This window comes from Chitinivibrionales bacterium (genome assembly GCA_014728215.1).
Classification (GTDB): Bacteria; Fibrobacterota; Chitinivibrionia; order Chitinivibrionales; family WJKA01; genus WJKA01.
In genome coordinates this window covers 54,578-75,366 of sequence record WJLZ01000129.1, presented here as the reverse complement: position 1 = coordinate 75,366, position 20,789 = coordinate 54,578, and the positions used below count along the sequence as shown (strand labels likewise).

Sequence of the window (20,789 nt, the reverse complement as noted above, 5' to 3'; positions counted from 1 at the left end):
TCGAAAAATTGCAAATTCTAGAATAGGTGCTCTACTGGAAATTTTATTACCGGAAATAGAAATATCCGGTACAGCTATGCTGCTCCTGAACGGAATCTGACTCGCATTCGAGCATGAATCACCCAGCCAGCACTCTTCCTGGAATCCATCTGGTGTAGCTACATGCAATGCACTGAAATAAAAGCCGCTATGATTACTACTGATTGTATCGGTGGTCGAAATAAGACGAAGGTACACCGAGTCTTTGAGATTTATGGCAGTGATATGCTCCATTTTTTTTGATGGTTCTAAAATAGGAATAGATGGATGCGGCCATTTGCGGGTAATATACTCGCATGCGATGCCAAAGTATGGATGAGTCGACCATTCGCTATGGTTCCATTCATTTGCGACAGGCACACCGTTATCCGACGTCATCTCAAATTGCCGGACCTGGAATTGCTTAAGAATTTCTCCTTTATCGTTTGCGATAAAGATGATTTCATGAAATCCCCAGGTTTGCGCATTAGGGTAGCACTCAGAAAATATCCCGTCATTTAAGAATAGCCAAAATCAAGAAACATGGTTACGTTTTGATAATTTCTGCTTTGAGATGCAGAGGGGTTACAAACCTGGAGTGCAAAGGTTGAATCCCCGCCAGCGTTTTTTAAGCATGTCATATTATGGATTACAGCTGGAGGATCATCCACAGGAGTTGAAAGGTCTTTAAGAAAGCCATTCTTTCTATATTCTGCAGAACTTAGAAAGAGGCCACTATATGAGGCCCCGCCAAAATAGGCACCACCGGCAAACAGTGTATCGACAGGGCCTAAATTGCCCTCTGCACAGGTGCGTTTCAACATTGCCCCGCAACCTTCCCAGGCAGAGGCATCAGGTGTAGGATGAGATCCGCATGAAGCCCATACCACCGTGGGAGTATCCGCCCCCTGCAAAAACCGCGGGGTCCATCCCAAACCGGTCTCAGAAACCTGAATCGGCACAGCGTCCTCCCGGATTTCCACAATCCATGCAGTACTCGACTCATCACTGCTCCCATCGGTCACTGATCCAGTTTGAAAAGCGATCCAGTTGCCATCCGGCGACATGGCAAGATTCGAGCATTCCGGAGCATTTGAAATCGGTGTTACAACAGGAGCCTGCATGGAAAAATCTACATAGTAAAGCATGTGATCATTACCGGTAAAAGCTACTTTTACCATTTGGGTGTTAAAAAATTGCTCGATATCAGCGATATTGGTAATACGGACGTTCGGTGCAGCGAAAAGAAGGTTTATGCCGCAATATAGGAATAGTAAACCTCTTTTTGTGCTGGAAATAATATGGTGTAGATACATTTTTTACCTGGACAACAAATGATTGTGAAGCGGTGCAGAGAAAAGCTCTCTGCACCGCAAGAATACAAGAACAGATCCTTAAGGAATAATCAAACTACGTGTCATTTGTGAGGAGTTGCTAATGATATTCAGCAGATACAATCCCGAAGCAATCGAATTAAGCGGTACCAGAACTTCCTGTTGTGAAAAATCTTTCTGTATAAGAATTCGGCCGTTTATCGATGTAATGAATATTTTTGACTGGACAATTTCATGAAGATTAATCGTTAGATTACCGGCATTATGTGCGATTGAAATCGGCCTGCTCGCACTGCTCCAGGTGTTGAAAAAACGGCGGGGTTCATCGAAATCAGCAATCTCCCGAGCGACTGTTATCAGGCCGATATTTTCAGGAGGCAAATCACCGGCGATTAGCAGTGTCCAGCTTGATGGGGCTGCAGCTCGCAATGCTTCCTGCAATCCCCGATAGCGGTTCTGTGCCCACAACGAATCATGATAGGGCGAAATAAACGCGACATGTCGATGCCCAAGATCGGCAAGATAGTGCCCGACATCTCTTCCAGGCCCTGCAGATGTTGCGATCTGAAAAATCTTAGCTTGAGGAATATTCCGGATAAACCGGCGCTCCCATTCTCCGGCAGCATCATAGAGAGCGACAGGTTTTTTTGTGCTGAACAGCATGTCTGCCAGCATGCGGGAATTATCTCTGGGTCCCCGGTTAATTGCAATGTATCCCAGTACATTGTCGCTGCCGTGCAAATGGATATCGCCGTTACGAAGACTGCTGAAAACCAGACCATTTTCGGTCCTGGTATAGGTAATCACATCAAGGTTGATATTGCGTTCATGCGCAACCTGCGCGCATTGCCGCAAAAAATCTCCATTGAGTCCCGAAAGGTTTACAATCCCGGGATCATTACCGTACACAAAACATTGAACCACCGAAAATCCCCGCTGCATAACAGAAAAAGCAACTCGAAACACTTTTCCTTCACGGATAAGAAAGCCATTTGCGCAAAGTCCCGATAACGCTTTCATGATCGTGCGATAATTGGCCGGATACCGATTCTGGAGCTGCTGCACTGACGGCAACGCATGCGTTGCGCTGAATACACCACCGGCAATATCCTTTTCGATAGTTTTCTGAAGGCGTTGCCAGGCATACGTGCCTTCATGAATGTTGTGCCAGCAATCAAGTGATGAAAGCAGCTCTTCGCATCGTTTACCGGCCTTCGGCAATATCCTGCTGCACTGCCCGCGAAAACCGGCAAGAATTTGCTGTGATTTGAGAATTTCTACCGCTTTACGCATTGTGTTGAACGCAACGGCGGAACTCCCTGGGAAGCAATGGATGTATCCGGCAACTCCAATCTCGATCTGGTCCATGGCTCCTGGCTTATTACGTCATCCGATTATCAGGGACTGATTTTTTATGCACGCAATCGCGCAAACCGGCCATATTTTATTACATCAAGCAACGGGGGTGACACGTGGGACCAGAACTGGACCCAATTGAGTGTCGATATTTCAAACGGTATCAGCTCGATAAGCCTTTCACCCGACAATCCGAATCATCCGCTGAATGGCTATCACCTTATCTGCGGATCAAAACATGGCGTCCGCAGAGGCAGACTCGACGTTTACCTCTCCACCGATCCGGCAGGCAACTCCTGGACACGAGTACTCGAACTCAATTTAATCCCCTGGAACATGCCTAAATATGAAGAGAACGCTGGTCCTACGATCTTTCAATCCCGTGACGGTAGCAAAGTCCACCTGTTGTTCACCGGGCGAGGCGGCAGCAAATTAAAATATTATATCATCGACGCCTATAAACTCTGCGACGTGGACGCCGCCACCGGCAGCAACATCAGCATTGGCCATAATCATATGAATTTTGCAGAAAATGGAGCTGTCAGGATTTTCGATCCTTCCGGCAGATGCGTCTTTACCTCCAGGAACACATCGGTAAGTAATGCGTCTATCGACAAACATTTGAAAAAGTTTTCTACGGGAATCTATTATGCTCATATTCGCCGTACAGCGGGATTATCCTCAATTAGAAAATTCGTTGTTGAATAATCGTTTCGATATGGCGCCAATCCCTATCCCCTCTCGCTGCTCTGCATGAGAGGGGATATTTAAATAAAACCCGCCTTTTTGACAGCAAACCCGGCAAATCTTCCGGGAAAAAGCCACTTGAGATCATATAACTTGATCGGCAAGCAGGTGCAAAATTGCTTAACTACATTTCTATTTGATATTCTTTTTAGCAACAAAGAGAAACACTCTCAAGAAACCAGAAGATGAGATAATCCCATCTATGCACCACCGTCTCCCTCACCTTGATCGCAAGGGTATAGAACCCGACCGTTAGAATTCAAAAGTGCCAAAGCACAATTCAGGAGATCATCGCAAAAACATCCTGCATCCACATTAAAAGCGGCATGCGGATATATCTCTTTCAACCAGGTCGACTTGCCGGTACCGCGCGGACCAAACAAAAACGATTTGGTAAAATATTTCCATTTCAAACAAAATTAATTGACCATTCTGCTGTTCAGGGAATTTTTAGCCTCAAGGCAGCATCGATGAGTCGGCCCCTCCGGAAAGCCTCTTCCTCAACCGACGCGCAAAATCCTTCAGCCAATCCCGTGCCGCTGTTTTTCCATAGCCTTTATCCACCCTCAACAGACAAACTCATTGTAAATAGGTATAATTGAGGCTAATCTTTAGAAATAATTCGAGTTCAAGCATTATATTACATGATAATATCATTCGCAAAAAAGCAGAAAACCATCAACGATAAAGGAAATTCAGGATATGCTCACGATCAACGGTGAAAATGTCGACGATAGCCTGATTCAAAAGGAGTTTAACCGTCTCAAGCCGTCCTATGACCGCCAATTCCCAAACCAATCCGAAGAGGAGCGCACCAAACAGCTCATGGAGTGGTCAAAGGAGAATATTATCGAACAGGTACTGCTTCGACAGGCGGCAGCCCAATCGTCTATCGACATTCCCGGCAAGGAGATTCTCGAACGGTATACCCGGCTCGTTCGACAGGTTGGCGGCGAGCAAAACCTTCTTCAGCGTTCAGGCGCAACAACCGACCTTGCCGTCAAACGCGATATTGAATTACAGCTCAAAACCGAGGCATTCCTCAAGCAGATCACCGATGCGCCCTCTGCGCCGACCCGGGAAGAAATTGAAGCATACTATGAAAAAAACAAGGAATCCGATTTCACGGCCCCCGAGCGTGTCCGGGCAGCACATATAGTCAAACACTGCAAAAGCAATGACGAAAAAAAGAAGGCCTATAAAGAAATGCGGAAAATCAAAGGCGAACTTCAGAAAGGACGCCCCTTTGAAGAAATTGCGGGCGAACATTCCGATTGTGCCGACAACGGCGGCGATCTGGGCTATTTCCCCAGGGGCCACATGGTACAGGGATTTGAAAATGTCGTGTTCGATGATATGGAAATCAACGACGTCAGTGATATTTTCTGGACCGAATTCGGCTATCATATCGCCAAAAAATACGACCATGTCCCCCCGGGGCCCATTCCCCTTGAGAAAGTAAGCGACCATATTGCCCGCGAATTACACAAGGAATCCAAACAGAAAGCACTCTATGCATTTCTGGATGAACTGCGGGCAAAAGCTGAGATTGTGGAAAAATGAACACTACAGGCATATCGGTTCTCCGAACCCGGGGGAAATATCATGCCGTTGCGTTATCGTGCTACTGAGAAGGAGGGTACGAAAGAAACAACGCTCGAGCGCCTGAAGAAAACAAAAGGACACGCCCCCCCCTTCGCCACTGTTTATGATTTGGAATATATGATTTATCGCCCAGGCTGCACCTCCATGCCCGGGAAGGAATTATACTATCATTCATACCGCAGTGCTTCGATAGGATTCATTTTCGAGGCTTTCACTGCCGGATAGAGCCCGAAGAGGATACCGACTGCAACGATGATTATTGCCACCCCTGCAAGATAGTGAGGAAGGATTGTCGGTTCGATAGCGCCGTCCGATCCCTGTTTGATCGCATCGCTGATACCGGGCAGTAACGGGACCAGGCCGATTGTTATGCCCACTGCGCCGCCCAGGGCGCTGAGTGTTACCGATTCGGCAATGAACTGGATGAATATCTGGACTGTCTTTGCTCCCAGGGCCTTTCGGATCCCGATTTCCCGAATGCGCTCGGATATACTCGACAGCATTACATTCATGATACTCAATCCGCCGACCAGAAGAGAGATGACTGATACGACCCCCATGAGCACGGCGGCATTACCAAGCATTTTGGTGATATTTTCGAGCCATTCCGCGCCCCGGTATTCAAAATCTTCAACGCCCCGGTGGCGCTGTTTCAGAGTCCGGGCGGCAGCATCAGCCTGGTCCTGAAGCTTTTCCACATCCACAATCGACAGCTCTATCGTGCCGGGATCCGGATCGAACCCGGTAACATGACGCTGAACGGTAGTGAGGGGCACCACAACCGCCCTCCGCAAACGCCAGGGTTTGAAATCGGGATCTTTGGGCTTATAGACGCCGATAATATCGAGTTGTATATTTTTATTGTATATCAGCTTCAGCCCGAGAAGGGATTCGCCCTTGAGCTGCTTATTGTACTCGGAACGTCGCTGATTAATGCGTTCTTCAAACTCCCACGACAAAACACACACTTTCCGCCCGAATTTAAAATCATCTTCCGACGGCCACCGCCCCCGATCAATAACAACATGTTCTTTGTCGTCTTCAAGGGCCGAAGGGCTGACTCCCAGCAGACGCCCTCCCCGCCGTACCCCGGCAACGGAAAAGCGGACCCGGTGATTGATACGTTTCACCACCTGTTTTACATAGGGTGATTCATCTTTCAGATAATCGCCGTCCGACAACCGCAACCCCGGAGACCGGCTCCAGGAAATGTCATTATTGCTTTCTTTGAAATCTCGGTTCCAGAACCAGACTGTTCCGGCCCACTTCCCCATCTTCTCGTTAAGATAGACATCAATACCGCCGATCAAGGTCAGCATGGCCACCAGCGACGCCACTCCCAGAAGCACGCCAAGCACCGAAAGCGCCGAACGAAGCTTGTGCGAACCCATCTCGATAAGCGATGTCCGCATACCCACTGATACTGATCGAATAAAATGTACCATTGTTTTCTCTCAATACTGAAGTGCTTCAACCGGCTGCATTTTCGCGGCTTTTAAGGCAGGAAAGAGTCCGCTTAAAAACCCAATTGCAACGGTAAACCCGAAGGCAAGGAGATAGTCACCGGTTGTCAAAATAGGGACATAGGGGAAAAACCCTTCGGGGGCCAGCGTTGTCAGGGTCCCCACAATCATTCCCGGTATTCCGCCCACAAAGCACCCGAAAATGGCTTCAATAATAAACTGGGTAAAGATATCAAAGGGTTGTGCCCCCAGTGCTTTACGGATCCCGATCTCCCGGATCCGGTTGCCGATCGTTGCAAACATGATATTCATAATACTCACTCCGCCCACCAGAAGGGTGATTCCGGCGATACTCCACAACAGAACTGCAATCCCCATGCGGGCGGTTTCCATCTCTTTCATCTTGTCACGATTGATTTCCAGTTCAAAATCCTCTACTCCCCGATGCATGGCAATAAGGTTCCGTCGAAGCTCTTTCTTTGCCTTGTCGATATGCTCGCTTCCGGTAAGCCGAATGCCGACTTCCTCTCTGGTACGCCGGCGTCCCGAAAATCGACGTGTATAAACAGCATAGGGGATAAGAATTTCTCTTCCTCTCCTATCGAAAAGCCCCTTTGTGGAAAACATGCCCACAATTTCGAAGGGCAGGCGTTCCAGTTGAATGCTTTTTCCCACAGGATTACCGCCTTCACCGAACATTCGTTTGGCATATTCCTCACCCACAACGCAGACTAGTTTCTGCTGAAGCTCATCATCCCGCGTAAACCATCGTCCCGAAGAAATTGTATAATTATACGTATCCGCGTAATCGAGACCGACGGCATGAACCGGCGCCCATTCCTTTGTTCCCTTTACATAGGTCGGTCTCCATCGCATGTCGATTTGAGGAAGCACACTCCGGATATAGGGAAACTTCTCTGCCAGCTTCTCGACTTCTTCAACCGTAAGACCTTCCGATTGCTGAAATGTCATCCGTTCTTCTTTGGTCTCGGGGCGCACCGATCTGATCTTTATGATATTTATTCCCCCGATTATCTCCATGTTGTGTTTCAGGTCCCGGTCCATACCCCGGATAAAGGAGAGGTTGGTAAGCAGGGCTCCCACGCCGAGGAAAATACCCAGGGTGGTAATAAAGGTCCGTGTCCGGTTGCTGAGGATTTCGACCAGGCAGAGTTTTGAATTCACCGCCACCATTTCTTTGAAACGGCCCGGTTTCATTCGACAACCTTTCCGTCAACTAAACGAACCAATCGCTGTGCCCGGGCGGCAACATCGTTTTCATGGGTAATAACGACAATGGTGTTCCCTTCTTCATGAAGCTCATCGAGTACCCTGAGGATCTCATCAGTGGTGTGGCTGTCGAGATTGCCGGTAGGTTCATCGGCGAGGATCAGGGCGGGATGTTTTACCAGCGCACGGGCAATAGCGGCCCGCTGTTTTTGCCCGCCGGAAATCTCATTGGGCTTATGCTTCCGCCGCTCCCACAACCCTACCCGTTTAAGCACCCATTCCACTTTTTCCATTCGTTCACGGCGGGGAATACTGCCGTAGATGAGCGGCAACTCCACATTGGCAAAGATATCGAGTTTGGGAAGAAGATTGAAATTCTGGAATATAAAGCCGATTTTTCCGTTACGGATATCGGCGAGGTGTGAATTTGTCAATGATGCGACCGGTTGGCCCGAAAAGTGGTACTCTCCGGAGCTGGGGATATCCAGACATCCGAGGATATTGAGTAGTGTTGATTTCCCGGCGCCGCTGTGCCCCATAATCGCAACATACTCTCCCGCGGCAACCCGAAGGTTGATCCGGTGAAGCACATCAACGGGCTTTTTCCCCAAATGATAGGTTTTGCAGAGGTCTTTTGTCTCGATAACCGCAGATCCGGTTTTCACGGCAGATTACTCCCTCAGAAAATTATGCTACGGGCCTTTCCTGCGCTGTTTTGCTCCCGACCCACCGGTTTCATCGCGGAAAACAACAACGTCACCGGGCTTGAGCCCCGAAAGGACTTCATAGTGCCTGAAATCGGTACTTCCAAGCTCAACAGGCGTACGCTCGATTGTTTCGCCGCCCTCACCGCCGGGAATGACTTTGTAAACAAAGGATTTGCCTCGTCGCTTGTTAACAAAATGATTGGGCACCCCGACGATGTCCTTTTTCTCGGTAAGGATAAACTCCACATTGACATTGATCCCGGGAGCAATGCCGGGAATAATCGAATCGACCGAGATGATCACCTCGAAATTACCGAGTTCATCACCACCGGATTTCTTCGCACTGAGTGAAATGAAGGTTATGGTGCCTTCGGTCTCCTTGTCTTCAAAGGCCGCCGGTTTAATAATTACTTTCTGTCCCTTTTCCAGATGGACATAATCAACTTCACCGATTTGCGAAATTACTTCGAGTTTGGTGATATCGGCAATCGTTCCAATTGAAGTTCCGCTCTGGAATCCGGTCGTTGCAGAGACCGCAATTTCACCTTCTTCAACATTGAGCGCGGTAACCACCCCATCCATGGGCGCCGAAACAACCGTCTCGTCGAGTTGATCAAGGATATCTTTCAGCTCGAGCATCTGTTGTTTATAGGCGATTTCCGCAAGCTCAAAATCACTCTTCAGGTCGACAAGCTGTTTCTCGGAAACGGTCCCGGTCCCAAACAACTCCTTTGCCTGATCATAGTTCCGTTTGACTTTTTGTTTCCGGATTCTGGCCTGATCCACTGCAAGCTCGGTTCTCTGCCGCTTATACAACAATCGCAACGGATCGATTACAAGGATCGTATCACCTTTCTTTACCTGTTCACCTTCTTTGATATAAATCTTTTCTATTTTTCCGCTGGCTTCACATTTTAGCTCCGCCTTTATTATCGGACGGACCTCACCGGTCTGAGACATGACATCACGAAGACTAACTTTTTTTATGGTATGACGTTCTTCACTCTGTTCCACTTCTTTTTTACCGCACCCGGCAAGTAAGAGAAGAAAAAACACCGGCAGAAAAATGAATATTTTCATTGAAATGTTACTCCGAACTTATTTAAAACCATTCCGGTAACCCGATCAAAAATAATTTCGAGCTTTTTCAGTGTCACTTCTTTTTGTAACCGCTCGATAGCAGCTTTGGTAAAATCGTTCCGGGCCTTGAGATAGGATAAATTATCGACCGCACCGATAGAATATCCTGCGGCAGCAGCTTCAAGCTGTTTTTCGGCAATTTCTTCGGCTTTAAGGGTAATCAAAAACCCCTGTTTTTCTTTTCCCCATTGTTCGATCAGATCGGAGAGTTCGACAGCAAGATCGCGCTTGTACTGCTCCCGGTTTTGCCGGTTGACTTCACCCCGCAGACGGGCTTGCCGAAGAGCAATGGTCCGTTCCTTTGCCGGGAATGAGTAGTTGAGAATCAACTTGACAAGATTATTGCTCAACAAAGCTTTTCCCGAAGAAAAGAGACGTTCATCACTGTTAATTCTGCTGTAAGACGCCTTCAGATCCAGATCGGGCAGGGTGGTATTTCTGCTGAATGCAATTTCATACTCAAGCCGTTTGTGCATTGTTTCGTAGATTTTAAGCTGAGGATCGAACTTTTCGGCCATGGCGATAAAGGTATCGGACTCCGGAGGATCGAATATTTCGAGGGTAATTGAAGAATCGAGTTCGAGAGAATCGGGGTCGATTGCAAGGATTGATGAGAGGTTTTTTTTCGAAAGAGAAAGTTCGTACTCCGCATTGAGCAACCGCTGTTCGGCCTGCAGAAGTTCTAAGGCGGCAGATAGTGTGTCGAGAGGGGTCCCTTCGCCTAAAACAAGTCTTTTCCGCTCGATCGCAAGCCGCTGCTTTGCATATTTTTTTTCTCCAATATAAATATCGCGCTGCCTGGTTTTTTCATACCAGGTCCAGAACGACTGCCGGATTTCGGATATGCGGTTGCATAATTCCTTTTTCTGTTCGAGCGCAAACTCCCTGCTGTCAAAACGGGCGATCGTGACCGTATATTCCTGTTCCCCGAATTCCCACGCGCCCCGCAACAGGGGCTGGGTAAAACCGATGCTGAATTCGGCGCCGTATTCAACAGCGCCCTTTTCAAGAGGAGCCGCAACCCTTTCTTCAATGCCGGCCGACACCGTCCCCCCGCCCGGTATATTCTGGGAAATGTCTATCCCATAGGATGATTCGTAATTTGTACTGTCAAGACCCGCCAAATCAGAATCCTCACTTCCCGCCACTCCCTGTTCGGTTGACAACTCGACCAGAGGCAGCCATCCTGCCTTCTTTTTCTCAAAAAAAAGGGAGTCGGAAAGCCGATTGAGACGCATAATCCTGAACTCACTACTCTGCTCCAGCGCCAGAACAACAACATCATTTTCGGAAATACCACATATCCGAACTGCCCCCAGAGCAATAAAAAGAAGTGAAATGAGCGCCGACTTTTTCATAATTCATGAATATACTTTTTTTCCGGTATTCAGCCGCCGAATCAGGCGGAAAAGAGATCGAAAAAAGAATACGCCCCGGCAAAATGAAATATTCAACCCCGCACCGGACCAGGTACTACTTGTGCCCAACATGCACAATTTTGACGGCATTGGGGACCGTTGCAGTTTCCGTGGAAATCCGCGTAAGGGAATTGAGACTGTTGCGGAGAGAAACAAATCCCGATTTCCCCCTGTTTGAAAAAAGCACCCAGTTGGTGATCAGATAATAGCCTCTGGGCATGTCATGGACATTGAGCCGGAATCCACAATGGGCAATCCCCCCGCGGTCCGAAGGGCTGCTAATCAGAAACCCGCTTCCATCAAGATACCGGTTTTGCATATCGCTGTTCACAAGCCATCCATAGCCGGAAAGGCCGTTCGTGACGGAAAAGTAGCTGTTGTTGGGCATAACCGGAATGAGCGTATCGAGAGGGGTATTTTCTGTAAGGGGAAAAGTAATATTCTTTTCCGGAATAGTGAAATCATACTCTTTCCCCTTTTCGGATATTACCGGCGTCATCTCAATATAGGCTTCCCTGAGAAAGGATTTAAACCTGACCGGCAGATGAACATACACCGGTACTCGTACCATCTGGGGGTAGCAGATCTGGTTCACCGCCGCGCTGTTTGCTTTGAGGATAAGGCCCAGTTTCAGATAGAGGTCCCCTCGTCGAATAAGACGAATTGGACCAATTTTATATCGTTTCACCTTGCAAACCAGACTCTCTTCATTATATTGTATCGAGAGAAGGCCCCAGAGGGCATTGAGATAAATTTTCAGCCGGAGTTCCCTGGTGAGATCGATATACCCTGGAGTCCCCTTTTCTTTTACGCCAGCATGAGTGAAATGAAACCGGTCTTTGCCGAACACCGCATAGTACCAGGGGGTCCGAATTTTCTGTTTAACCGGATCATACTGAATATAAGAGTACGGGGAAAGGGTAATCGAAGTATCATTGGAGATGTAAGCGATTTTAGTCCCCTCCCCCGTGCCGATTTCGATTTTTTCAAAAACGGCCGTGCTGTTTTGCGTAATCGCGGGGTTCTGGAACATTTCAATCGGAGAGCAGTCTTTTCTCAAAAATACAATCTCATCAATCGAATCAAGTATTCCATTACTTTCATCGTTATTGGGAGAATCGCCGCGGAAACATACATACTCGCCTTCAGGCGTCAATTCGTCAATTTGGAAAGGTATCGGTTTTCCCCGGCCGTTGATTATACGTATATTGTCAATTGATTTTCCCAGCAATGAGGGCGTCGACGCCCCGGTTATGACAATGGGTTCGGAAACCACCGGCAGAGCAAACGCAAAAAGAAAGAAAAGGTATAGTTGCGGCAAGGATTTATTCGAACGGGGCATAAATTGAAAATAGCATTTAGCCCCGGCTGAAATCATATACGGCAGAACGGATAGTAACCGATACGATCGTCCTATCCTGATTTGCTCCTTATTTACGGTATAATTTTGTAATAAACACAGGCATGGTGCTGGGAATGGTTAACCGTCCATTTTTAACAGTTCCTTCCTTGATGACCTTTGAATGCCAGTCAATAAACTGGTATTTCATGCCATCAAGCATGGGAATGATTACGGTGCCGCCTACGCGGGCGACACAAACAGGATCACCGGTTGTATCATTGGGCATTGTTATGGCATCGACATTGATATTCCACTCTTTAATAGGATTCCACTCCTGATTTGCATGTTGTTTTTCATCGAGTTCGAATCCCCGGTTGAAACTCGTGCTGACAAGCGAAATGATGGCATTGTCGGTCTCTTTCAACGGCTTGCCGTCGGAGGAAACGATACAGAACTCGATATACTTTTCATCTTTTTTCACCGGATAGGGCATATCGGGAGGATTTGTTATAACAACATCCTGCAATGTAACGCCATTTTCGAATGCTACGTTATCTTTGTCGGGATATTGGGCCAGAAAACCGCAATACATTGCCGTCCCGGGAGCATCGAACATAAGATGGCCGCACTGCCAGTCGATACTGATTTCATCGGTCGGTTCGATAGGACACGACTCAAAAACGCCTCGATACTTGACCCGTGGCCCGATAATCTCGTCGTTTTCCCGCTCCGGGTCGATTAGAAGGCGCATTCCGTAGCGGTAGGCAGTCGGCACAAACATGTCTCCGGCGTCCCCATACCCGTTCATCGACCAGCTATAGAGGCTTTTTCTGCCGAAAATAAATTTTGTAGGGTTCGGCGCAGGCTTCAGATGGCCGCGTGTAAAAATAGTCGCCGCGGCTTTGAGGCTCGAATTATAAACCTCGTCAAACTGGAAATGATACCCCTGTGTAAACTGCTTCTTTGTTGCATAATCCATGGGTTTGTTATAGGGCTCCTCCTGGGTGGTGTCCTGGGGCCACCCCCAGTAATGCCAGCAAATGACGTCCCAGTCCTGGATTGCTCCGGTCCGGGCAAGGGTCATGGGATATTCGGCCCGGTATTTCCCCGGCTGCATATATCCGGTCTCGTACACAAAAAAGGGTTTGCCTTCCATTCTGTTCTGTTCGAGCCACGGCTTGTCCCACGAAATCTTCGGCAATTCTTCGAGCTGACTCGACCAGGGGAAGCGTTTATGATTAGGATCGGTCTGGAAAGTACCGTTCCAGTAGGAATCGTGAGAAATCACATCGGCATGCTGCTGCATGTACTGGGTGGGCATCCCCCACCCCACGCCGTTTTCCCAGACAACAGGCGCTCGTTTAATGGCCTCACCTTCATTGCGGATCGCATCAACTTCCCGCTGCTTATGGGTAATCCAGAGGTCGAGCAGAAATTCGATAACATCGCCTCCACGCTTTTCATTGAAAAATGCGGGATCGTACTGCTGTTTTTCGGCTTCAGCGGAAACCCCTACGCCCAGTGTCGCCGCCTGATCATCTCGCACCGCACGAATCAGAGGCAACAGGCGAATGTTTTTTTTGTCAAAGGATTCGTCCGGAAGAAGGTTGCCTATCCATGCTTTATCAAGGGCCTTTGATGTCTTGTATTTCTTGTGAAGATAATCGTTCCATTGGGAATACAACTCTTTGCGGAAAAAGGCGGGATAATTGAGAAACTTTCCCCGTTTCATCATATTGAACCACCAGTGTTCATTAACCAGTTCCCAGGCAACAAACACGGGATCATCGGCATATCGCAATCCGGTATACTGGTTCACATGATTAAGAATTCGCTTCATCCTTTTAACGCAAAGACGGTGTATCCGCTCATCGTAGTACCGCCCAAGATGTTCGGCGATATCAACCTCTTCTTCTCCCATTGCTTCTTTCCACTCTTCTTCTGTTGTGGGATCATCAAGAATAGAAACTTCCTCGGCCGTTGCACCTTCAATACCCACAAACTGGGCCGACCATATTCGAAATCCTTCTTTTTTAAAGCAATAAATGATATGATCGATAAGGTCTTCACGGCTGCCGTCGCCTTTTTTGTAGTCTTTATACGGCGCCTGCCATAATCTGACCATGTTAAACCCGTGCTCTTTCAGCCGCTTTACACATGCTCTGTTCGCCGCATGGGTCGAAGAACCTGCCGCATTTTTATTTGGAAAACCACCCGAGACCGCCCAGAACCGCACTCGCTTTTCACCCAGATACAGATGACCGTTTTTTATTTCGATAAACTGGTCGGGATCGGCTTCATAGGTATTGGCTAAAAACTGAGAGGAAAAATATTCTTCTTCCGCGGGGGCATTGTTGCTTTTGGCTTGGTCCGCCGAAACGACCATTGTCAACAACAGGACCGAAATAACAGTTCCTTTAAAAAGAGAATCGATCATAATATGTTTCCCTATGGGTTAAAATGTACTCGGAGAGATTACTGTTATTAAAATTTTAATCCAACGCCAATATTCAGGGTCCAGGTCAACCCACCTTCTTCAGCGGTAAGAAAGAAATTGTCTGTCGGGAAATACCGTATGCCGATATACTCTCTGACCATGAACCCGCCGACCTCAGGTTCCTCCAGCTTTGCTCCGGCACCTTCCCAGGAAGCCCATCCGATTCGCTGGCCGAACGCAAGTCCGGCATAGGCATCGAGTTTGTCCCGCACCGGGATTTTATCGGCAAGTACTTCAAGGTTAAAGGGATGAAAAGCGGCCCGAATTCCAATAGGTAGATATCGATATTTCCATAACGAACTGTAGGAATATCCATAGAACCCAAAACCGCCACCCCCGGAAATACAATCGTGAAAACCATAATCGAAAGCGCCATACAGTCCAAAGGGCCAGAGCGGGATACCGGCGGAAACGATAATATCACCCTTGCCGTAACAGCTTCCCGAGGAAGTTGCCCAATCCGATTGAGATGATGAAGTATTCGAAGTGCCTTCAGACCCATTGGGCTCCGCTGTTTCGTTCGCTGTTTCAGTGGAATGGCTGTCGGAAAATGCATCGGCGAAATCTTCCTCCGCAACAATGCTTCCTGAAGCAATTATCATCACAAAACCTGCAAACAGTAATCGTCTCACGAGTGTTTCTCCTTCCGGTTGATTCTTATCTGCCCCCCTCGATTTCAAAATACCTCTCCAATAAACCCGGATGCAACCATTTTACCGGCAAAAAACCGGGGGAAACAATACAGAGACAGATCTACCGTCTGATTTCTCAACGACGATCAATAATCAGTTTCCTGATCAGGGTGTTTTTGGCGTCGCCGGCCTTGACAAGGTATGCTCCGGCGCCGAGTTGCGGCAGTGGGATGACCGACGAACCTCGTACCATGGAAGAAAAAACCGTCCGCCCGCGGGGGTCAAAGAGTCTCACAGTAACAGTACCGTGCCCTTCTGTATCCAGACAAAGAAATTGCCCCATAGTTTTCAGTGAAAGCCGTGGCACGACAGGTGATTGAACAGAGGATATAACAGAACCGGTAGTTATGGTGAATATTTCGTCGATCGCAGGAGGACTCCCCCAGGTATGACCGGCTACCCAGGGATCTTTCCCGTATTCATAGGCTCCCAGGTCGGGAGCGCTCTCCGCAAAACCCTCGGTGGGGCTCGAATATACTTTGCCCTCACGGGTCGTAAAAGAACCGATTTCAACTCCGGCATTTCTGGCAGGAGAATTTTCAGTCAGGGTATAATCTCCATTATCCGGGTCGGTAAATTTCCAGTCTGCCGAATCAGCCGATGCGTCGATATTATTGGCTGCTCCGAAAGCCTCGACTTTCAGGTTGTCCCAGTGCTCCGAAAAAGTAATATCATATTCATAGGTCTCTGCTGCAAATGTGTTATTGTAGTAGTAATTGCTCGGTCCCATGGCCAGCGGATTGAAAGTCCCGTTTTTGATCGGGTTCGGGAAAAACACATTATGATGCAGGTGGACATCATTGCCGCCTCCATGATCGAGATACACATACCCGACATTGTAATGATAGACCCCGCGAAACCAGTTATAGCCGATTTCCAGGTTATTGTTACATAAACCCGCCCCGTAAATTATACCGCCGTCTTCATTAAGCAAAACACAATCGTAAAAATTATTATAGGTGATCGTAATATCGGCAAAATCGCCCGAGGCCCCGCCGGTATGGATAACCGACCGCCCCATGGCATTGATGGTATTCCGGGTAATAATATGCCCGTGCGAGGGGTCAACGTCATCGTCGTTGAGTGCATCCAGAAATATCCCCGCGCAATAGGTTCCCGAATAATTACAGGAGCGTACAACACTATTGTCAACCACATTGTTTGTATCTCCCATAATGATACCGTTTCCCGCACTCCATCTGACAGAACTGTTGGTAAACAGGTTGCCGGACCCGCCGATATAAATGCCCCGGTTGCCCCCCAGTTTTTCCTCCTTGCTCCCGCCGTTCCGGGCATTGGTTTCCCATTGAAAACCCGTATAGTGGCTCACGCAATAAAAATGGCACCCGTCAACAGTGCAATTACGCGACCGGTGCATGACAAGGCTTGTCGCATGAAAAACAAGGTTTTCGAGAGTGATATAATCACGCTCCGAAAGATCAAACCCCATATGGCGTTTCTTTGCAGTAACAAGCATGGTTGACGGATTATCGCTGCCGGGAGCATGAAGATAGAGTTCTCCATCCACAATCGCCCACTCGCCGGGCGAAGAAAGGAAATGCATCAGGCCCGAAAGATAAAACCCCGCAAAACCGGCTTCATGCTTAATCCGGTCGACATCGCAGTAAAGAATGGTAAAATCGCCGTCATCATGGGACCCGACAATCTGTCCGCCCCCGGCATAATACGACCCCCTGGTCCAGAGCATCGCGCCTTTCCAGAAATCATCGGCCCGACCGTGAATGTAAGGATTGGTATGGGTTATCCTGACCCGAACATATCCCGAAGAATCTCTGTGTGCCATTCCGTCCGGACTGAGTACCTGCAATTGATAGGCAAGTACCGGACGGATAATCGATGGCGTCGAATCGAAAGGTTGGGTCCGACGAAAATGCTCGCCTTTATCCCACTGGCCCAGTCCTGTAACCCAGCCGTCACTGTTATAGTCAAACTCCTCGGCAACATCAGGATACCGCGCTTCACACATCATCCGGCCGTCAACAAACACCTGATTGAGCCCCGGCCCCAGGTCCCAGCCAATCGGCGCCTTGTAGATATCACCCTCATAATGGTCCCATCCCCCAACAGTATCGGCGCCGCTGATAATCACCCGCTCACCCGGATAGGCCTTGTAGGTAATGGGATTGGATGAACTCCCCGAATGCTGTGGGGTTACCGTTTCATGATACATGCCCCCACGAATCACACAGACATCACCGGCATCGCATATATCCGCAGCTTTCTGAATTGTCCGAAAGGGATGCTCAAGACTGCCGTCGCTGGAATTTGAGCCGTTGGTGGCAACATAGTAAGTTTCGGATAAAACCACCACCGGTGCGAGAAGAAAAACAATACAGGCCGGGAAAGATTTGCGGGAACATTTCATGGGAAAGCCCTCTAAATCCATTTGTTTAAACGTTTAATTTTTTGCTTGAATTTACCTCCAAACATTTTTCCTGTTTAAATATAAGGAATTTTCTCGATTAAATGTTATTAATTCTGATTCAGGACCAGCCTTGCCCACAATAGCACGCTAACAACCCGGTTGCGACGGATTTACGGGCACCTGAGTAGCCAGCTTTTTTCTTAGAGCTTATCCTGAAACCTGCTTCGTTGCCGAGGCGAATTGAGAAAGAGCGTATGTGAACTCAGGGAACGGCCCTCTGGTTGTTCTTTGATGTTCTTTTATTTCTGAGATCGTTGTTTTTGCATCTCATAAAATTCGTACCGTTTTGCCGGAGTATCCAGATCCATTTTTTTTAGATAATTGTGAATCTTGAAATAGCCGCATCGATGATTGCCGTGAATCGGATCACGGAGCGCTTTTCTGATCTGCCCGGGAGTAAAAAATGGATTCTCGAAAATTATTTGCAGGATTTCTTTTTCAATGCCCGCAACCGTCGTGTGCATTTCCTTTGCAACATCGATTGTTTCCTGGGCGATGTTTCCCGATTTAAGGACCTCCATTTCGAGTCTTTGATTTTCTGATTCTACCTCTATTTCCTCCGAGAGAGGCTTTTTTTCATTCTTTCTGGAATTTAAAAATTCCATAGCCATATCGGTAGAATCAAAAAAAGAAATGTTTTCTCCGAATGAACCGTCTTTGGCATTTTCGATAAGTGACAAGGGGCAATGAGATACCAGAAGTACTTTATTTTCTTTTTTTAATGCCCGATTATGGTTACATAATATCTGCCATCCTTGTGCACTTATCTCTAAGATATTTTCAAACGAAATGACAACATCAACGCCCCCAGCGGCGAAAACATTGCATAGTATCCGCTCAAATTTATCTTCGGTACCGGTGTAAATTTTCCCACGAAGTTTCAGCAGGAAAAAAAGATGGTTCCGGTCAAGCATTTCCAGTTCAGCAAGAAGATCCTCCGAAGGCGGTGTTTCGGACGATTCGGGCCGATTTGTCTCGACCGAAGCGATTTCGGTTTTTAAATGAAGATGCTCATCGACAGCCCCTTCTATCTCTTCGGCAAAACTTTCAAAAGAATCCTGAGCGTCTTTTTCGGACATGACCTCGCCATTTTCAGGAATCGTTGCCGTTTCTTCAAGTCCCCCCTGGTGAGAGCCCCCATCTGGGGCCTGAGCAGGTTTCCGCTGCCTGAATATGAGAGTGACTTTCCCGAGTTCAATTATGTCTCCATCCTGTAAAACAGCTTCTCTTATCTTGATCTCGTTAACATAAATGCTATTGAGAGAATTGAGGTCTTTTATTCTGAATCCTTTATCGGTGAAAGCGATAAGTGCATGATGACGGGAGATGCTTTTATCGGCGATGGAAATCGAATTATCCCGTGAGCGGCCGATTGTCACTTCTTTTTCGGGTAATTCGTAAGAGACAAGAATGGCATCCTTTTCTTTCAGATCCAGTACTGCTTTGACCATAAAGTCTGTACCTTTCCGGTCGGTTTTTCTGCTTTCCAGGAAACAACAGATACGTTCATTTTTTTTCTACCTGTCATCTTTCCGGCAGCCTGGTTTATTCAATATAATTTTCTACACCGATTATTTAAAATCGGAACATCCAATTATTCCATATCGAGGAAACACTGCTTGAAAACAGTTCCGAGTTGCTCAGAATCGTCTCGAGAAGCCTTATCGATAATTCTTCGTATGAACCTTCAATGATTTTAAAGCAACCGTCGATATTTCCCCCAGCTGAATTATTAGAAGTGCCCTTAACAGGATTGAAGAACGGGCCGGTCGTGGTGAATAACTGGAGTATGTTTTGCAAAAGCCGATTAATTCCGGTTTAAAGAAAATCGGCACTATCGCTGTTAAATTTAGTATATTATTGGATAATAAAGGGATTAGGCTGTAAAATCTCCCTTCGAGCATGTTCTTTCCAATTCAACGGAGGTCAATTTATGATTTTTAATCGTCATACAAGGCTTTTAACGGTATGTTTTGCTTTTTTAATAGCCGTACCTTCTGCAGTATTCTCAGCGATTGCACCCGGCGATACCATGTACGGCTCGAGGTACAATGAAACAACCGGTGAATGGGATTGTGCATACGATTTATCAAATGATAGTAAGTATTGCGCCAGTGGCGGTGTTGGTGATTTCAATGTTGGAGACTGGATTGCATTTCAGGATGTTGATTTTGCAAACGGTTTTAAATATTTATATGTTTACTATTCATGTGGAAACCTCTGCGGATGTCTTTTTGAATTCCGGACCGACGATGTTGATAACGGCACATTAATAGTTGACAATATACAAGAACGCCTGCACACCTATCCATCGGGGGGATGGAAGGCCGGAATCATTCACCGGATTCCGGTAAAGTCCAGTGTAACGGGTGTTCATGACCTCTATATAAAAGGAGGGATGTGTGGTGGTGCAGACCCTGGCGGTGTTGGTATTATCGCATTTAAATGGATTTACCTCTCGAATGATTCCAGTGGCTACCGGTTTTACGATGAAATTGTCCCTCCCTATATCACCATTCCACAGTCCGCAACAAAAACAAAACTGTCTAGGCATACCAATCGTCGAAAGAGCTTCATTACAACAAGCTCAGGTATTCGGATCGATCTCGAACAACAAGGACAATACACTATTGCACTTTATGGTCCTGACGGATCTCTTGTAGCCAAATCCTTTCAGAGTGGTCCATCCAGATACACGCTTCCTTCACATTCGATGGCACCGGGCATGTATATATTCAAACTGACTGCTCCGGATAAAAAGCAAACCGAACACATGTTCATGAACAGAAAGTAA

At 47.4% G+C, this 20,789-nt stretch carries 15 protein-coding genes; 3 read left to right on the top strand and 12 right to left on the bottom strand.

Features of this window, described 5'->3' with window-relative positions; genetic code table 11:
* Window positions 1-536: 536 nt before the first annotated feature.
* On the bottom strand, window positions 537-1,166 hold the full coding sequence (locus tag GF401_10640) for a hypothetical protein (GenBank protein ID MBD3345508.1): 630 nt from the start codon (window positions 1,164-1,166) through the stop codon (window positions 537-539).
* A gap of 246 nt (window positions 1,167-1,412) precedes the next feature.
* Window positions 1,413-2,720, bottom strand: coding sequence for a T9SS type A sorting domain-containing protein (locus GF401_10635; protein MBD3345507.1), 1,308 nt, complete (start codon window positions 2,718-2,720; stop codon window positions 1,413-1,415).
* Here GF401_10635 and GF401_10630 point away from each other — a divergent pair.
* The gene (locus tag GF401_10630; GenBank protein ID MBD3345506.1) at window positions 2,682-3,416 is read left to right on the top strand and encodes a T9SS type A sorting domain-containing protein; all 735 of its coding nucleotides are present in this window, start codon (window positions 2,682-2,684) and stop codon (window positions 3,414-3,416) included. The two genes, GF401_10635 and GF401_10630, sit on opposite strands and share 39 nt — an antisense overlap.
* A gap of 741 nt (window positions 3,417-4,157) precedes the next feature.
* Complete coding sequence (locus GF401_10625) at window positions 4,158-5,018, top strand: hypothetical protein (GenBank protein ID MBD3345505.1); 861 nt, start codon at window positions 4,158-4,160, stop codon at window positions 5,016-5,018.
* Between the two features lie 209 nt (window positions 5,019-5,227).
* On the opposite strand, the gene GF401_10620 is transcribed toward GF401_10625, so the two are convergent.
* The 10 genes from GF401_10620 to GF401_10575 form a co-directional block, all read right to left on the bottom strand.
* Complete coding sequence (locus tag GF401_10620) at window positions 5,228-6,505, bottom strand: FtsX-like permease family protein (GenBank protein MBD3345504.1); 1,278 nt, start codon at window positions 6,503-6,505, stop codon at window positions 5,228-5,230.
* A gap of 9 nt (window positions 6,506-6,514) precedes the next feature.
* The gene (locus GF401_10615; GenBank protein ID MBD3345503.1) at window positions 6,515-7,741 is read right to left on the bottom strand and encodes an FtsX-like permease family protein; all 1,227 of its coding nucleotides are present in this window, start codon (window positions 7,739-7,741) and stop codon (window positions 6,515-6,517) included.
* Complete coding sequence (locus GF401_10610; GenBank protein ID MBD3345502.1) at window positions 7,738-8,418, bottom strand: ATP-binding cassette domain-containing protein; 681 nt, start codon at window positions 8,416-8,418, stop codon at window positions 7,738-7,740. The genes GF401_10615 and GF401_10610 overlap by 4 nt, the downstream gene beginning before the upstream one ends.
* Before the next feature lie 27 nt (window positions 8,419-8,445).
* A complete protein-coding gene (locus tag GF401_10605; GenBank protein ID MBD3345501.1) occupies window positions 8,446-9,540 on the bottom strand; it encodes an efflux RND transporter periplasmic adaptor subunit in 1,095 nt (364 codons plus the stop codon).
* Window positions 9,537-10,958 (bottom strand): hypothetical protein, encoded by a 1,422-nt coding sequence (locus GF401_10600; GenBank protein MBD3345500.1) that lies wholly within the window; start codon window positions 10,956-10,958, stop codon window positions 9,537-9,539. Before GF401_10600 ends, GF401_10605 begins: the two co-directional genes overlap by 4 nt.
* A 115-nt stretch (window positions 10,959-11,073) precedes the next feature.
* Window positions 11,074-12,360 (bottom strand): hypothetical protein, encoded by a 1,287-nt coding sequence (locus tag GF401_10595; GenBank protein ID MBD3345499.1) that lies wholly within the window; start codon window positions 12,358-12,360, stop codon window positions 11,074-11,076.
* An 88-nt stretch (window positions 12,361-12,448) separates the two neighbouring features.
* Entirely contained in the window at window positions 12,449-14,797 is a 2,349-nt protein-coding gene (locus GF401_10590) for a hypothetical protein (GenBank protein ID MBD3345498.1), read from the bottom strand.
* 47 nt (window positions 14,798-14,844) lie between these two features.
* Window positions 14,845-15,489, bottom strand: a complete 645-nt coding sequence (locus tag GF401_10585) for a hypothetical protein (GenBank protein ID MBD3345497.1) — start codon at window positions 15,487-15,489, stop codon at window positions 14,845-14,847.
* Between the two features lie 136 nt (window positions 15,490-15,625).
* On the bottom strand, window positions 15,626-17,956 hold the full coding sequence (locus tag GF401_10580) for a T9SS type A sorting domain-containing protein (GenBank protein MBD3345496.1): 2,331 nt from the start codon (window positions 17,954-17,956) through the stop codon (window positions 15,626-15,628).
* A 278-nt stretch (window positions 17,957-18,234) separates the two neighbouring features.
* Window positions 18,235-19,446 (bottom strand): FHA domain-containing protein, encoded by a 1,212-nt coding sequence (locus GF401_10575; protein ID MBD3345495.1) that lies wholly within the window; start codon window positions 19,444-19,446, stop codon window positions 18,235-18,237.
* 482 nt (window positions 19,447-19,928) lie between these two features.
* Here GF401_10575 and GF401_10570 point away from each other — a divergent pair, with 482 nt between their 5' ends.
* Window positions 19,929-20,789 carry a carbohydrate-binding protein gene (locus tag GF401_10570; GenBank protein ID MBD3345494.1) on the top strand — a complete coding sequence of 287 codons (861 nt, stop codon included), beginning with the start codon at window positions 19,929-19,931 and terminating at the stop codon, window positions 20,787-20,789.